Source organism: Colwellia sp. BRX8-4, from assembly GCF_014077345.1.
In the GTDB taxonomy this organism is placed as follows: domain Bacteria; phylum Pseudomonadota; class Gammaproteobacteria; order Enterobacterales; family Alteromonadaceae; genus Colwellia_A.
On the sequence record NZ_JACGVS010000012.1, the window covers coordinates 55,726 to 71,086 of the forward strand.

The 15,361-nt window shown below is 39.1% G+C and carries 11 protein-coding genes; 4 read left to right on the forward strand and 7 right to left on the reverse strand.

The annotated features are described in order from the left end of the window. Positions 1–87: 87 nt before the first annotated feature. The 4 genes from xdhC to deoD are packed head-to-tail and all read right to left on the reverse strand — an operon-like array spanning position 88 to position 5,677. Complete coding sequence (xdhC, locus tag H4J56_RS11495) at positions 88–1,026, reverse strand: xanthine dehydrogenase accessory protein XdhC (protein ID WP_182215974.1); 939 nt, start codon at positions 1,024–1,026, stop codon at positions 88–90. Beyond that, entirely contained in the window at positions 1,019–3,391 is a 2,373-nt protein-coding gene (xdhB, locus tag H4J56_RS11500) for a xanthine dehydrogenase molybdopterin binding subunit (RefSeq protein ID WP_182215973.1), read from the reverse strand. Before xdhB ends, xdhC begins: the two co-directional genes overlap by 8 nt. Then, positions 3,384–4,937 (reverse strand): xanthine dehydrogenase small subunit, encoded by a 1,554-nt coding sequence (gene xdhA, locus H4J56_RS11505; protein ID WP_182230780.1) that lies wholly within the window; start codon positions 4,935–4,937, stop codon positions 3,384–3,386. Before xdhA ends, xdhB begins: the two co-directional genes overlap by 8 nt. A 35-nt stretch (positions 4,938–4,972) precedes the next feature. Beyond that, positions 4,973–5,677, reverse strand: coding sequence for a purine-nucleoside phosphorylase (gene deoD / locus H4J56_RS11510; protein WP_182215970.1), 705 nt, complete (start codon positions 5,675–5,677; stop codon positions 4,973–4,975). Between the two features lie 267 nt (positions 5,678–5,944). Here deoD and H4J56_RS11515 point away from each other — a divergent pair, with 267 nt between their 5' ends. After that, complete coding sequence (locus H4J56_RS11515; protein ID WP_259364916.1) at positions 5,945–6,520, forward strand: TetR/AcrR family transcriptional regulator; 576 nt, start codon at positions 5,945–5,947, stop codon at positions 6,518–6,520. A 235-nt stretch (positions 6,521–6,755) separates the two neighbouring features. On the opposite strand, the gene H4J56_RS11520 is transcribed toward H4J56_RS11515, so the two are convergent. Together H4J56_RS11520 and H4J56_RS19715 are read right to left on the reverse strand one after the other, a co-directional pair. After that, complete coding sequence (locus tag H4J56_RS11520) at positions 6,756–8,393, reverse strand: endonuclease (RefSeq protein ID WP_182215966.1); 1,638 nt, start codon at positions 8,391–8,393, stop codon at positions 6,756–6,758. Between the two features lie 433 nt (positions 8,394–8,826). After that, positions 8,827–9,018, reverse strand: a complete 192-nt coding sequence (locus H4J56_RS19715) for a transketolase-like TK C-terminal-containing protein (protein WP_259366834.1) — start codon at positions 9,016–9,018, stop codon at positions 8,827–8,829. A 553-nt stretch (positions 9,019–9,571) separates the two neighbouring features. On the opposite strand from H4J56_RS19715, the gene H4J56_RS11530 reads away from it, so the two are divergent. Then, on the forward strand, positions 9,572–12,811 hold the full coding sequence (locus tag H4J56_RS11530) for a TonB-dependent receptor (RefSeq protein WP_182251948.1): 3,240 nt from the start codon (positions 9,572–9,574) through the stop codon (positions 12,809–12,811). 165 nt (positions 12,812–12,976) lie between these two features. On the opposite strand, the gene H4J56_RS11535 is transcribed toward H4J56_RS11530, so the two are convergent. Next, positions 12,977–13,984, reverse strand: coding sequence for an AraC family transcriptional regulator (locus H4J56_RS11535; protein ID WP_182222433.1), 1,008 nt, complete (start codon positions 13,982–13,984; stop codon positions 12,977–12,979). A 98-nt stretch (positions 13,985–14,082) separates the two neighbouring features. On the opposite strand from H4J56_RS11535, the gene H4J56_RS11540 reads away from it, so the two are divergent. Further along, positions 14,083–14,547, forward strand: a complete 465-nt coding sequence (locus H4J56_RS11540) for an SRPBCC family protein (RefSeq protein WP_182250863.1) — start codon at positions 14,083–14,085, stop codon at positions 14,545–14,547. After that, complete coding sequence (locus H4J56_RS11545) at positions 14,538–15,359, forward strand: sterol desaturase family protein (protein ID WP_182250864.1); 822 nt, start codon at positions 14,538–14,540, stop codon at positions 15,357–15,359. Before H4J56_RS11540 ends, H4J56_RS11545 begins: the two co-directional genes overlap by 10 nt. The last annotated feature ends 2 nt before the right edge of the window (positions 15,360–15,361 follow it).

The following is a 15,361-nucleotide window of genomic DNA, read 5'->3' on the forward strand; positions in this document are numbered from 1 at the left end:
GCGGTTTTTAACCTGTCGCTGTTAATAATAAGTGTTGCCGCTTTTATACCTTCTAGGGTAAAAACGCCTGTTGAACCTAAGGTAAAGTTATTCATTAATCTTATCTGTAATCGGTTTGCTATCAGTTACTTTATTTTTGCTTCGACCGGTAACATGGAGATTAGTCGCGCTATTAAGTAACGGCGTTAACGCTTTGAAACTGATACCTTGCGCGGTAGTTGACTGATGACCTGCATGGTCGTCTTTTTGATATAAACCAATAATTTCAGCCGCAATTGATACCGCAACTTCCATAGGACGTTTACCCGGCACGGCACTTAAACCAATAGGACAAGTGAGCTGTTCAATAGCCTGCTGACTAAATTCTCGATGTTTTAAGCGATGCTGAAAGCGTTTCCATTTTGTCTCAGAACCAATTAAACCGGCATACGCAAAATCACCACGCTTTAACAGCGCCTGGCATAGTTCAAAATCTAATTGATGATTGTGGGTCATAATGATAAAAAAACTGCCTGCAGGCATGCTAGCTATTTCATCTACCGGATTGTCACTAACAACACACTCAATATTAGCCGGCGCATTTGCCAGCATCTCAACAGGAAACTGTTCTTGGCGATTATCAACCCATTTTAGCTGGCAAGGTAAGTCAGCAAGGATGGTCGTTAACGCTTTACCAACATGGCCGGCGCCAAAAAGCATTATTTGAGTTTTACAAGCTACAAAGCTTTCAAATAATACGCTACAATCTCCGCCGCAACATTGCCCTAAGGAAGCACCTAAAGAAAAGTGCTCGATATGTTGATTCTTATCCTCGTCTGCTAATAATTGTTGCGCTATCGCGATAGACTTAAACTCTAAGTGACCACCACCAATAGTGTCATAAGTGCTATTGGCACTCACCACCATCTTAGTACCAGAATTTCTAGGCGCTGAGCCATGCACACCAATAATTGTTAGCAAGACAAAGGCCTCTCCTTTGATCTTTAATGAACTAACCGCTTCAGACCAACTTTGTCGGTTATTCATCAGTGTCCATCCCTTGCTGGGCGGTTATTAATTGCACAGCCTTTAAAACTCGCTCTGGTGTGGCAGGAGTATCAAGCGACGGAATAACACCTTTGGCTCTATCTTTTGCAGCAACAGAGTTAGCAATAGCGGCGCGCAGCGCTGACCAGACAGAAATAGCCAACATAAACGGTGGCTCGCCTACCGCTTTAGAATGGTAAATGGTCGCTTCACGATTAGGAGAATCTTTCAACAACTCAACGTTAAAGACTTTTGGTGCGTCGCTAATAGCAGGAATTTTATAGGTGGCCGGCCCAGTCGTTAACAAACGTCCCTTATCATTCCAATGTAATTCTTCAGTGGTTAACCAACCGACGCCTTGAATATAACCACCTTCAATTTGGCCTATATCTATCGCAGGGTTTAAAGAGTCACCAACATCATGAAGGATATCGGTTTGTAATAACTTGTATTCACCGGTCAGCGTATCGATTAACACTTCAGATACTGAAGCACCCATCGCAAAATAGAAAAACGGTCGACCTTGGGCATTTTCTCGATCGTAATAAATTTTTGGCGTTCGATAAAAACCGGTCGACGATAAAGACACCCGAGCAAAATACGCTTTTTGGACTAACTCAACAAAACTGAGTTTATGTTCACCGGCATCGATTAAATCGTCACTAAAAGTTATCTCGTTACTCTCAACAGCAAAGTGCTCGACAGCAAAATCAATTAACCTTTGTTTAATTGTTTGTGCAGCGTTTTGAGCGGCTTTACCATTGAGATCGGTACCTGAAGAAGCCGCTGTTGGTGAAGCATTAGGGACTTTGTCGGTCCGCGTTGCTGATACTTTTACCTTATCAACGGCGATACCAAAAACTTGTGCAACGATTTGGGCAATTTTAGTATGCAACCCTTGGCCCATTTCAGTGCCGCCATGTGTAACATCAACACTTCCGTCGGTATAAATATTAATCAGCGCCCCTGCTTGATTAAGATGCTGAGCAGTAAACGAAATACCAAATTTAACCGGTGTTAGTGAAATACCTTTTTTAAGAAATTTACTGCCGGCATTAAATTCATCAATTTCTTGGCAACGCTTGGCATAACGAGAGCTATGCTCAAGTTTGGTTATCATCTCAGCTAAATTATTGTGCTCTACTTGCTGATGGTACGGGGTAATATTGCGCGTATCTGTACCGTAAAGGTTAGCTTTACGCACAGCAAGTGGGTCTAATCCTAGAGAGTAAGCAATATCATCCATGACACACTCAATAATCATCATACCTTGTGGACCACCAAAACCTCGAAAGGCGGTATTGGAGGCGGTATTCGTCTTACAACGATTACCGATAATACTAACATGGTCCAAGTAATAACCATTATCAGCATGAAACATGGCTCTGTCGACGATGGCATCTGATAAATCAGGTGAGTAACCACAATTACCATTGACCGTTATATCTATGCCTTCAATAACACCTTGACCATTAAACCCTACTTGATAATGATTTTCAAAAGGATGACGTTTACCGGTCATCATCATATCGTCGCTACGATTTAAACGCAGCTTTACTGCTTTTTGGGTTTTATCAGCAAGTACCGCCGCTAAACAAGACCAACCAGCCGCTTGTGTTTCTTTACCGCCAAAACCACCACCCATACGTTTCATATCGACAACGACGCGATTAAAAGGGATACCTAACACTTCTGCCACAAGTTTTTGAACTTCAGCAGGATGTTGGCTAGATGAATAAACGGTCATTCCGCCATCTTCGGTGGGAATAACACTGGCTATTTGACCTTCCAAATAAAAATGCTCTTGGCCACCAATGGTAATCTCACCACTCAGCTGATGCTTAGCTTGCTCAATAGCAGTGGCACTATCACCACGTTTCATACTATGCGGTGGACGAACAAAGCTCTTAGCTTCTAACGCTTGTTTAATAGTCAGTACTGGTGTTTTTTCTTTATAGTCAATTTTTGCCAACGCTACCGCTTGTTTTGCTAACTCATGGCTCGTCGCAGCGACCGCAAAGATAGCTTGACCATAAAATTCAACGACATCTTTGGTGAGTATTGGATCGCCCGGAAAAACAGGACCAATATCAGTATGACCAACAATGTCATCTAAGGTAATAACAGCAACTACACCCTTGGCGGCGCGTACTGCCGATAAATCTATCGCGGTAATATTACCACTGGCAATTGTTGCCATACCAACAGCAGCATGCAATTGCCCTAACGACTCTAATTTGTCATCGGTATAAACGGCTTTGCCGGTAACATGCATTTCAGCACTTTCATGCTTGGTCGATTGCCCAACCGCGCCAGAACTTTTTTTACTTTCAAGACCTTTATCAATTTCACTTAATTTACGCATGAGTCACTCCTTTCCCTTCAAAGGTATCAACTTCAAAGGTTTCGATTCGGGTTGCTGCATGCGTTTGCTCTAGTTCATAAAAGCATTTTCTCACTAAGTTTTTTGCCACTTGTAAGCGATATTCACTGCTCGCGCGCACATCTGACATCGGAGAGAAGTCTTTTGCTAATGCTGTCATCGCTAAAGCAATATTTTGTTCGCTGGGCTCTTTACCCATTAAAGCTTGTTCACAGGAAAAAGCGCGTTTTGGGATGCCTGCCATACCGCCAAAAGCAATGGTAATATTAGCCACTTTTTTATTGGCAAACTTAATATAGAAACAGGCAAGCACCGTTGAGATGTCGTCATCTAAACGTTTTGATATTTTAAAGACTTTGAGATGTTTATTACTGTTAGCTTTTGGAATTTCAATACGTTCAATGAACTCACCACTTTCGAGTTGTGTTACTTTGTAATCAACAAAATAATCTTCAACAGATATTTCACGAGTACGCTCGCCTTTGCGAAGCACTAACTTAGCACCTAAGGCGATTAACACGGGTGGCGTGTCTCCAATAGGAGAAGCATTACCGACATTTCCCCCTAACGTGCCCGAGTTTCTCACCTGAGTTGAACCAAGGCGATAAAGCATTTGACCAAATTCTGGATAATGCTGGCTTAATAACTGATGGCTTTGCTCATAGCTCACCATAGCGCCAATAGACAAAGTTTCTGCTGTTTCATTAATTTGTGCAAGCTCGCGCACATTGCTCATCGAAATCATGGTTTGTATTTGCGCCATACCTTGGGTAACGCTTAACGCTAAATCTGTACCACCGGCTAACAATTTAGCTTTCGGGTATTGTTCAACCAATTTTGCTAATTTATCTAAGGTATAAGGAAGATAAAGACTCTTGCCATTATTGTGCAGTTCAACAGTTTCTTGTTGCTGAGCTATGAGTTTTAATTGCTTAATAGTCGCCGCTTGCTCGTGCTCAAACTGATCAACGTCATTGTTATCACAAGCTTGTTTTGCCGCTTCAGTAATAGAGCGATAGCCAGTACAGCGGCACAAGTTACCCGCTAAGCCATGCTCGATGTCTTTGTCTAGATCAACAGCAGGAGAATTATCTGTCGCATCAATAAACTTGGCTTGCGCTAAATTTTTCTTTAATGAAAAAAGTGACATTACAAAACCAGGAGTACAAAAGCCACATTGTGAGCCATGGCAATCGACCATAGCTTGTTGAACACTATGTAATTTATTTCCTTGCTGTAAGTCTTCTACTGTAACAAGCTGTTTGCCATGAAGTGCAGATAAAAAAGTAATGCAGGTATTAATCGATTGATAGCTAAGATGTTCGGTTATTGTTTGACTTTTTGCTGAGTGAACCACTTCAGCAAGCACTGCTGTACAGGCACCACAGTCTCCTGAAGCACAACCTTCTTTCGTCCCTTTTCGACTCAACTCTTCTCTTAAATAGTTGAGTACCGTCATATTAGGATCACAATTTTCGATAACTTTACGTTCGTTATTTAACAAAAATTGAATTTTATTTTCTGACATATGGTTAATTACCTATACAAATATGCGTACTAAAACTAAAGAATACTTTCTAGAGTAACTTCAATCATTTCGCCAAATTTTAACTGACGATCTTCTGCTGACATTTTTTCGCCCGTTTTAATATGATCACTTACTGTTAGCAGGCATAGCGCTTTTTTACCTAATTCAGCGGCAACGCCATAAAGACCAGCCGCTTCCATTTCTACCGCAAGAATGCCATATTGTTCTAACTTCGCGAATACTTCAAATTCTGGTACATAAAACAAATCAGCTGAAAAAACATTACCTACTTTCGGCGTTTTGCCTAAACGCTTCGCGGTGCTAACCACTTTTTCGAGTAACTCATAGTTAGCTATAGCCGCAAAATCATAATTATTCAATCGTTGACGATTAACATTAGAGTCGGTGCTGGCACCCATAGCAATAACGATATCTTCAAGTTGTATATCGTCACGAATTGAACCACAGCTACCAACACGAATAATATTTTCAACGCCATAATCTCGGTAAAGCTCAGTCGCATAAATAGACATCGAAGGGATCCCCATACCTGAGCCCATCACTGAAATACGTTTACCTTTGTATTCGCCCGTGTAACCAAACATATTTCTAACTTCGGTGACCTGTTTAACATTGGTTAGGTAGTTGTCTGCGATGAATTTTGCACGTAAGGGATCACCCGGCATGATAACCGTTTCGGCAAAATCTCCGACATTAGCTGAGATATGTGGTGTTGGCATAATAAATTTTCCTAATAGTTCAGAGATGTTTTAATTATTTTATAGCTATTTATTTTCACATAATAGAAATAACCTGACACCAGTGTCAAGTAAAATCATAATTCTGCTAAAATTAAACCCTAAATTGACTATTAACTTTATTGTTGAAATAGCTTATATTTGCCACCCTGCTAATAAATGCTGCAAAGATGATTGATTAATATGCCAATAATAAAGAATCAACAACCAAACACGTCATCAACTGGGCGGGTCAGAAAAAAGAATCAATTGATCATTTTAAAAGCTGCCGAGCAAGATTTCTTAGAGCATGGTTTTAAAGGGGCATCAATAAAAGGCATTGCTGAACGCGCCGGTATCCCACGGGCAAATGTTCATTATTATTATAAAAATAAAGAAGCTATTTACTCTGATATATTATTAGAAATTCTTACCTTATGGGATTCATCCATTATTACCTCGACTGAAGAACCTGCTAAAGTCTTAGGTGATTATATTCTTGCTAAGGTGATGTATTCAAAAACTAATCCTGAAGCATCACGGATATTTGCCGGTGAATTTATACACGGTGCTCCTCGCTTGCAGGAATACTTAAAAACCAGTTTTAAAACTTGGATAGATGAGGTTAAAGCGACTATTGAAGGCTGGATTAAGCAAGGTAAGATGGACCCAATTGATCCACTTTATTTACTCTTTACTATTTGGGGAGCCACGCAACATTATGCTGATTTTGCCCCACAAGTTAACGCAGCCATGGGTAAAGATAAGTTAAGTAATGAAGACTTTGAACAAGTGGCTAAAACCCTTACCCAGATAATTCTTAAAGGTTGTGGTATCAGTAAGTAAAAAATTTACACTGATAGATATAAAGCTAGACGTGCAATATTACGCACTAATTCCTTGAAAGACAGGATGTCTGAGAGAGGCCATCCTGAACATCGTCTCTCCTTCACATCCATGTGACCGTGACATACCGTTCATCCTGAACATAAAAAGGCATTACACTTTTAAAAATGAAATGCCTTAACGTTACTTTGTTAGCTAATACTTTAAAAGCTATGAATAAGAGAAGTTCCCTTAATTAATTACCCCAGATACTGTCAACATATTCAGGGTGGTCAACAAAAGGATTACGGTTGCCTTGATGACCAAGTGCCGCTTCATTTCGATCTATTTCTTTTTGACTGACCGGGTCATTGGTATGCCAACGTAATAACATTTCTAATTGCCATAATTCAAAAACTTGATTACTACTACCATCTAAAATAGCATCACCATACACCGAATTATTCTGCCAGCCGCCAATCAAGTTTTCATAACGCGTCGCCATGTAAAATTGTGCGCGGGCTAAATCACCTTTAAATTCATCAATGGGTTCAAACACAGTACCGCTATAACCTAAAGTCGTGGTTGCTGAGCCTAATTTACTGTTATTAGTTGAAGTAAAAGATGCTGTGGCAACTTCACCGTAAGGGTAACCACCGCGTTTCGAATTAACAAAGCCGTCGGTTGCATAGATGTGATGAACATCAGAGTTCATTGGCTCTACTTTGCCGCCAAACCAGCTTTTTGGGAAAGTATGTTCTCGATTATAACAACCGCCTTCACCGCTATAATTACCACACTGATCGGTGACTTTAATAAAATTATAATTGTCACTCACCAGCGGATTTTCAGAATATATATCTAATATAGAGCCATCATTTTCAAAATAAACATCCAAAGAATGGTTTTCATAGAAGGTCCATAGCGCTGAATAGCCCTGATTTGCATGATCTTTGATTAAATTATAAAGCTCTGTTTTTAACGGGTAACCTGATGTCGAGCTAATGCCGTCATAATAGGTACCAGAATAAGTGCCTGAGCCACTGCCTCCTCCACCCGGAATTCCGCCTGTGTTACCTAAAGTAAAGGTTTTGGTTTCACTACTGTTGAAGTCACCACCGTTAATTAATGCAGTTCCAGCAAGGGAAAATTCATAAGAGCCATTGCCGTAAGTACAGCAAATACCATCACCATAAGTATCATTAATGGTAAAAGTATAATCGTCATCGGCTAAACAATAACTTTCATTATAGCTGGTCGAACTTTCGTAGTTATTACCACTAGCAACTTCTTGATTACTCGTGTTTGTTAATGTCCAACTAGTTTCGTAACCGTAATTATCTGTGGTTAAACTAAAAGTCACATTATTGGTACTGCAACTGCCTGTCCCACCGCCCGATGCTTGAGTAGGTTGAAAATAGTCAACATAGACAATTTCAGAACCATCAAAACCGGCAATGTCGTAAAAACGTAAGCCAACAGCAATATCTGACGTTGCGCTTGCGGTATAACTATGGGTAACTTGTTGCCATTGATTAACTAGACTTTCATTCGAGTAGCCCTGATAGCCATCGATATATAAACGCGCTTTAATACTACCTTCTGTATGGTAAACCCAAACAGAAAATTCGTAAGTTTGCCCTGCAACAACACTAACCAGTTGTTGAATGTCGGTAGAACCTTGTGTACCGGTATTAACGGTAATTTCAGCTGAACTCAAACCTTCTTGAAAAACAGTGGTATTTTTATTCACGCTAATACCAGAATCAATCGTCGTCCAACCCGAGGGGGAGCCTGCTAACCATGTTTCAAAGCTTCCATTATTAACGTCTGCAACAGCATAGTGGCTGGTAGCACAGAGTAATAAAGCAGCAATATTATTTTTATAGTTCATTTATATACCTTATGTTTTTATTAAATAATGGTAACACTCCCTATATTATCCATAATGCTTGCAACTCCGTAATAAAACCCGAATAAAACGTACACAAATACAGTGCAAATTTGACACGACACCAAGATAAATAATCTTAACCAAGTAGTCAACAAATAACAAAAAGTAATAGTGCAGATTGTATATTAATACCACAGCATAAATTATTATCTAATGGCTGTGGCATTACTTTTAAATTATTATTACCAAACGTTAACTTTTTTAACAACCTCATCAACAGTAAAGATAAAGTACGCCATTAATACTTTACCCGGAGCTAACTCTCAAAACGACTAAGACCAACAACGCCGCCACTTAAACCGACATACTTTCTCCAAAAATCGCTATGGGCGGCTTCAATTCCAACAGGTTTAGTCAAAGCGACTGGCAGTACTTATTCTTTATAATCGCTACTTTGCTCATCAAATATATTGGTTGATGGCATAGAAACAACTTGTACTTTTTGTCCTTGCGCGGTCAGTACTTTGCCAGCATTGAAAGTAAGTTCAACTTCATAGCCTGTCACAATTAAGATAACCTCTGGTGCCCCTTTACAAGTGGTTAATACGCAGGCACCTTTTTTCAATATTTGCTAACTGTGATTCATTGCGGGGTATGGCTGATAAATTTTGACGTAAAAAAATTAATGCACTGGTGATTTTTAAAGGCCATTTTCCAAACAACAGTAGATTCAGTGGCATCACAAGGACGCCAAGTTGTCAGGTTAGGTATAGTAGGTAAATGGGTTAGTTGTTCTATCGGTTAATGCGTTGGGTCATCTTCTCCTTGCCCAAAGGAAACATAGCATTAGTTAACTTTTTACGTGGCAAGAGGGTTACTCCTACTTTAGGTTTCATTGTTTATGATACTATTATTTAAAATATTATTTTCTTGTCCAATTGGTCAAGTAAAACTTGACACATATGACAAGATAGTATTATTTTAATGATGACTCTATAGAAGAAAAATGCTGCTCGATATTGAAAAATATTGCTAAATAAAGCTTAAGAGTAAAAATAATTATTTGAAACGTTGATTATTTTATAGAGATTATTTGAACTAACGGATCACTGATATTTCAATGAAAATGTTACAGAATAACGTTGGTTCTTTTTAAAAACTTAGGGAACAAATATAAAATGAACAAACTAAGACTGTCAAAAATAGCCAGTGCGATTGTGATCGCTGTTGGCTTATCGACTTCTGCAATGGCTGCAGATACCTCGTCTTCAATGCGAGGTAAAATTCTAAGCCCTACGGGCGAAGCCGCTAGTAATGTTAAAATCACCGTTATTCATGAGCCTTCAAAAACTAGCCGTGAGTTTATGACAAATGCCACAGGTACCTTTACCGCTAAAGGTTTACGTGTGGGTGGTCCTTATACTGTTATTATTGATTCAGACACATATAGTGATACCACTTTAGATAATATTTTTCTTAATCTTGGTGATACCCATCGTATTAGCCAACAACTACAAGCAGATAATATTGAACGTATTCAAGTAACAGGCTCAAGTTTTCTTCAAAAATCAGGTGGTTCAAGCAGTATTTTTGGAGCAGAGCTTATTCAGAATACGCCAAGTTTTAACCGCGATATTAAAGACATTGCCCGTTTAAACCCATTAGCAAGTATTAATGGTAACGGCGAGTTAATTATTGCTGGTGGTAACCCACGTTCAAACAGTTTAACCGTTGATGGTATTGGCCAGAATGATGACTTTGGACTTAACTATGGTGGCTACCCAACAGAGCAACCACCAATATCGTTAGATGCTATTGCGCAAATATCAGTCGATGTGTCACCATTTTCAGCACAAAAAGGTAACTTTGGTGGTGGTACCATTAATGCAGTTACTAAATCAGGATCTAATGAATTTAAATTTTCAGGCTTTGCTGAAACTTCAACACCGGATATGGCTGGTGATGTTCAAACAATCGATATAGCAACTGAAGTTTATTATACTGATTCAGACGTTGATAAAAAGAACCCCAGAGTACGTAATATATTAGATGATGATGACCATCAAACATTTGTTACGAAAACGGTTGCCCCTATCAAAACACAATCACGTTTTGGTTTTAACGTTGGCGGCCCTATTATAGAAGACGAACTATTTTTCTTTGTTAACTATAGTAACTGGTCTAGTGAGTTGGCCATGGATTATGGTTTCCAAGGCAGCGGCGCTACCCATGAATACGACATTTCTCAAGAGCAATTTGATGACTTCAATACAATTTTAGTTGATGTTTATGGCCGCACTGATTCTTTAGGTGGCGATCAAGAAGACACCAATGAAACGTTATTAGCTAAATTAAGCTGGAACATCAATGATGATCACCGACTTGATTTCACCTACCAATGGCAAGATGATCAAGATGAGCGAAATGCCGGTACCGGTGGTACAACCGTTAGCATGGCATCAAACCGCTATACTTATGCAACTACATTTAATAACTTCGCCACTAAAATTTATTCAGACTGGACTAATGACTTCAGTACTGAAATGGGCATAAGCTACAAAGATGTTGCAACAGATAGCAATACTAATAGTGATATCGGTGAAATAACCGCTATTACAGAATATCGTGGTCCACAGTTTGTTTTTGGACAAGACCAGTTCCGTCATGCCAATGAATCAGCCACTCAAAACCTGACATTGTCGTTAGATGCGACTTACTTGATGGATGACCATGAAATTAATTTTGGTCTCCAATATGAAGATTTAAACTTATACAACTTATTTGGGGCTAATTCACTAGGGTCTTGGGAGTTTGCAAGCTTTAAAGATTTTGCCGCACGTGATTTAGCTAGATATGGCGAATTTACTTATCAAAATTCCTATACCGGCGATACTCAAGACCTTGCTTACGATGTTTCACGTAGCCAACTATCCTTTTATATTGAAGACAACTTCGACCTAACAGACGATATCAATGTTACTGCAGGTGTTCGTTATGAACGATTATCATCAAGCGACAAACCAACACTTAATAGCAAATTTCAAGAAACTTACGGTTACACTAATCAAGAAAATCTTGACGGTTTAGATATTATTTTACCACGGGTTAATATTGAATGGAGATTCTCTGAAAAACTAACACTTTCTGCGGGTATTGGTCGTTTTCAAGGTGGTATCCCAAATGTTTGGTATAACAACCCATTTCAAAATGACGGTATTACGCTGGTTGCTGCATCAAGTAAAGTGGTTGAAGATTATTATAAAGATAGACTTGTTGAGATTGACTTCAATGTTCCTAGCGAAATAATCAGCTCACTTGAAAAAGGCGCTGGTAGTACAAACTATACTGACCCGAATTTCAAACTCCCTTCAAGTTGGCGTAGCCGCATTGCCGCAGATTACACTTTTGACATTGATGGCTTAGGCGAAAACTTTAACTGGTCAACAGAGTTGATGTACCATGTTAAAGAAAATGAAGCTGTTTGGAAAAATACCGCATTACTTTATCCTATTACCGCTGCTGATGGTGAACGTCTAATCTATGAAAGCCGTTACACCGGTGATGTAGAGGATAACTTTGATATTCAAATGACTAACGCGCAAGACAATGGTCGCTCTATTATCTTCTCAACAGCGCTAGCAAAGCGTTGGGACAACGGCTTAAGTATGACCATGTCTTACGCTCATCAAGATATCGAAGAAAATCACGCAGGCTCATCATCACGCGCACAAAGTAACTACAAAAATAATGTTATTAAAAGCCGTAATATTGATTTCGTTGCTCGTGGTAATTATGAAGTTGAGCATAACCTAAAAATTAACTTAGGCTATGAAACTGAGTTTTTTACCGGTTATAAAACCAATATCAACTTATTCTTTGAACGTCGTTCAGGCCGTCCATTTAGCTGGGTAACAGGTAACTATCAAGATGAAGACTTAGGTGATACTCGCGACTTTTATTCAAACTCGGCTTACTTAGCGTACATTCCAACAGGTGCTGAAGATCCAAATGTAAATTGGACCGATTCAGGAATGAAATGGAACGAGTTAGAAGCGCTTTTAGACCGAGCAGGTATTAGCGAACGAGGTGAAATTCTTGACCGTAATACTGGCACACAACCTTGGGTAACAACTATGGATCTAAGCATTAAGCAACAGATCCCAGGTTTTGCAGAAGGTCATAAAGGTGAAGTATTCTTGATGGTGAACAATTTTGCTAACATGTTAAATGATGACTGGGGTGTTGAAAAGCGAATGGGCTATCCACAACAAGCTATTTATGATTTTGCTGGTTTAGATGGTGATGGTAAATATAAAATAGATAAAGTTTATAATGGCTCTGATACTCGCAGTTACGATCGAACAGTATTAGGCTCATCTGGTTGGCAGATGAAGGTAGGTATTAACTACAAATTCTAATACCAATTGGTAAAACTGCTTAATAACAGTTTTGTATAAAAATCGAACGGCTTTGATTTAATTCAAAGCCGTTTTTTTATTTTACGGCTAACTTTTAACTGATAAGAATGCTCACAAATATCATTACCTGCTGGGGTTTATCTAGCGCCCCCCAGAAGAATAAACTTATGTTTTAATTAATTTATATTTTAAGTAATACAGAGGGCTGCAACCATACCAACGTTTAAATGCGCGATTAAAAGAACTTTGATCGTTAAAACCAAGTTTTAAGGCGATAGTACCTAAGGGATATTTACCCATATAGCCTTGTAACCGCCTTTTGCGTTCGCTTTCAAGTAAATAAGCAAACGAGGTCTGTTGTTGTTTTAACTGACGTTGCACCGTTCGAACTGTCATGTTTAAAGCACTTGCTGTGCGTATTAAATTGCAATCGTCCAAATCATTTTTAGCCATTAGGAGATGGCTTATTTTCTCGGCTAAGCACTGTTGGCTTTTAAAACCTGACAATTGCTGCGCCGATACTTGTTTAAGTGCTAAATTAATAGCGGCGTTATCAGTTTTAAAAGGCAGTGCTAAATAGCTACTAGGAAAGATAATTTGATTATATTGTGCATTAGTTTTAATCGGGCAGTTAAACCAATCAGCGAGTCTCTTTATTTCAATATCAGGCCAAGACTCAGTAAAAAAAATATAACTAGGTGAAAGCTGGGAGTTAAGCAATTGGCGAATAACACTGACCCAAGCCGTCATATTACGTAAAATAGCCTGCGGGCTGCAGCTTGCGTCTGGCAACCATCGAATAATAGCAATATCTTCTTGTTGTTCAAATTCAGCCTTGCCGATATCAGCGACCAAACGGTCATAAATTAACAGCGATGAAATTGCGCTTGCTAAATTATTACTCGATTCGATGAGATAACCCAGCACACCAAAATCGGCGGCTCTGATCTGCTGACCTAATTTAAATCCAAAAATTGGCTCATTTAGAGTCTGTTGCGCATAATCAAGCAGTGCATTATAACTGCCTAAACTAATGCGAGGCGCTAACTGTTGTGCTTGCTTATTAGCGTATTCATCAAAGTGTATCGCTGACAAAACGCTTTGACTCTCTAAACCAAGCGTTTCAAGGTAATCAAGGCAACTTGTATAATAATGATCGGCCAACGTAGTCATTTGTCACCTAAAGCTAAAAAATGGTCATCTATGAGCAAGTCTGCCACGGAAGTTTTTTTTATACTAGTGGTAATTATCAAGAGTGGTGCGTTGTAACTATGATCTCAATAACCTTAAAACAGAATATCAATGCAACGCCGCAACAAATTTGCGAGACCTTGCTAGAGCATCAGCAATTAAGTCGTTTTTTTGATGCAACTTTTAGCCTGATTCAACCACAAAATAAAGATGAACTAAAAGGAGGTAAAGGCGCTATTAGGCAAGTAAAAATCAGTGGCATTAAGTTTTCTGAGCGTATTATTAGCGCTGACCATCACCATATAAGTTATCAATTAATGGGTAATAAACCCGTTGCAGAGCATCGCGGCGACATTTATTTTAATGAAAAAGACTTGGCTAAAGATAGTAACATCCCAGCAACCACTGAAGTTACCTACCATATTAGCTGCAAAGCCCCCTGGTGGTTACCGAGCTTTATACTGGCTTTTTTTATTAGAAAAGATTTAGTGCAAGCACTTAAAAAATTAGCGTTACACTTTAAAGGTGACATGGTATGTCCATAGAAATTATTTTACTGGCGCTAAGCCCAGTCTTTATTATTTTTGTTACGTTAGAATTTATTAAATATCGCCGTTATTACGATATCAAAGACAGCTTCGCCAACACGGCACTGGCTCTGATGCATCAAGGTGCAGATGCTGTCGCCTTACTGATATTAATGCCCTTTTTTTATTGGCTTTATGATTATCGACTATTTGATATAGCGCTAACCCCTATCAGTATTTTTGGCGCCTTTATCTTGCAAGACTTCTTGTATTATTGGTTTCATAAGGCATCGCACCATATTCATTGGTTATGGGCCGCCCATGTTGTTCATCATAGTTCGACCAAAATGAACTTTACTACCGCCTTTAGACAGAGCTTAATGTATCCGCTTGCCGGTATGTGGCTATTTTGGTTGCCGATGATATTAATAGGTTTTGACCCCATTACCGTATTTACTGTAGTGGCACTTAATTTGGCTTATCAATTTTTTGTGCACACTCAAGTTGTGAATAAGTTAGGGTGGTTCGAAAAAGTTTTTAATACCCCATCGCATCACAGGGTTCACCATGCAATAAATGCAGGTTACCTTGATAAAAATTTTGCTGGGGTTCTGATTATTTGGGATAAATTATTTGGCACCTTTGCCGAGGAAGAATCAGAGAAACCTTGTAAATACGGTATTGTTGGACAACTGCACAGTAATAACCCACTGACGATTACCTTTCATCAATGGCGTTATTTAATAAGCAGTATGTTGACCAGTAAAGGCATGAAAGCAAAACTGAAGGTACTCTTTGGTTATCCGACCAGCTCCGTTAAAGAGAAATAAGT

Excerpts from the sequence above, each read along its gene's own strand:
- H4J56_RS11540 (WP_182250863.1), top strand. The coding sequence starts at position 14,083 with ATGATCTCAATAACCTTAAAACAGAATATCAATGCAACGCCGCAACAA.
- H4J56_RS11520 (WP_182215966.1), bottom strand. The coding sequence starts at position 8,393 with ATGAACTATAAAAATAATATTGCTGCTTTATTACTCTGTGCTACCAGC.
- xdhB (WP_182215973.1), bottom strand. The coding sequence starts at position 3,391 with ATGCGTAAATTAAGTGAAATTGATAAAGGTCTTGAAAGTAAAAAAAGT.
- xdhA (WP_182230780.1), bottom strand. The coding sequence starts at position 4,937 with ATGTCAGAAAATAAAATTCAATTTTTGTTAAATAACGAACGTAAAGTT.
- xdhC (WP_182215974.1), bottom strand. The coding sequence starts at position 1,026 with ATGAATAACCGACAAAGTTGGTCTGAAGCGGTTAGTTCATTAAAGATC.
- deoD (WP_182215970.1), bottom strand. The coding sequence starts at position 5,677 with ATGCCAACACCACATATCTCAGCTAATGTCGGAGATTTTGCCGAAACG.
- H4J56_RS11545 (WP_182250864.1), top strand. The coding sequence starts at position 14,538 with ATGTCCATAGAAATTATTTTACTGGCGCTAAGCCCAGTCTTTATTATT.
- H4J56_RS11535 (WP_182222433.1), bottom strand. The coding sequence starts at position 13,984 with ATGACTACGTTGGCCGATCATTATTATACAAGTTGCCTTGATTACCTT.
- H4J56_RS11530 (WP_182251948.1), top strand. The coding sequence starts at position 9,572 with ATGAACAAACTAAGACTGTCAAAAATAGCCAGTGCGATTGTGATCGCT.